Origin of the sequence: Zhengella mangrovi, assembly GCF_002727065.1 — a bacterium.
Classification (GTDB): domain Bacteria; phylum Pseudomonadota; class Alphaproteobacteria; order Rhizobiales; family Rhizobiaceae; genus Zhengella; species Zhengella mangrovi.
The window spans coordinates 1-784 of sequence record NZ_PDVP01000062.1; the positions used below are offsets into that span (position 1 = coordinate 1).

Annotated in this window: 1 protein-coding gene; it reads left to right on the top strand. The window is 65.3% G+C overall.

All coding sequences use genetic code 11. The annotated features are described in order from the left end of the window. A partial coding sequence (locus CSC94_RS23980; protein WP_133123113.1) for a DUF7507 domain-containing protein occupies positions 1-784 on the top strand: 784 nt, incomplete at both ends.

The window sequence follows — 784 nt, forward strand, 5'->3', positions numbered from 1 at the left end:
CATCGGTTCATTTGAACGACACCGTCAATGGCGTAGCCGTCGACCCGGCCGTGATTGTCACCACGCTCGTTTCCGATGGCGGCCTTACGGGCGTCTCCGTGGCCAGCGATGGCACGTTGGCTGTTCCCGCGGCCGCGCCGGCCGGAAGCTACACGGTCCGCTACCAGATTTGCGATCCGGGGCAGGATCCGGCGATCGGCTGTGCCGTGGCGGATGCCACGGTCCTCGTGATCGACGCAACCATCACCCTTTCCAAGGCGGAAGGTGCGCATACGGATGTGGATGGCTCCGGTGCCGACAGCGCCGGCGATACGGTGGCCTACCAGTATGCCATCGCGGCGCCGGCGACGAACGGAGCCGCGCTTGCTGCCATCAGGCTGGTGGACGACAAGATCGGCACGTTGACCGTTGCAACGCCTTCGAGCGGAGATGCGAATGGCAACGGTTTGCTTGATCCGGGCGAAACATGGCTCGTCACCGGCCTCTACACCTTGGTCCAGGCTGACATCGACGCCGGCAGCGTGACCAACACGGCCTATGCCGAGGGCGCCGCCGGGTCCACGACCCTTCAGTCGAACAGCGATACGGTGACGGCCTATCTCGCCGGACCGCCGGCACCCGCCCTCGCACTTGCCAAGACCTGGACATTTGTCACGGATGCCAACGGCGACGGCAAGGCCGGGACGGGCGACGTGATCCGCTATGCCTACGCGGTCACCAACACCGGCAATGTCGCGATGGCGAACGTTTCCGTCTCCGACGTGACCAACGGCAACGATCCCGC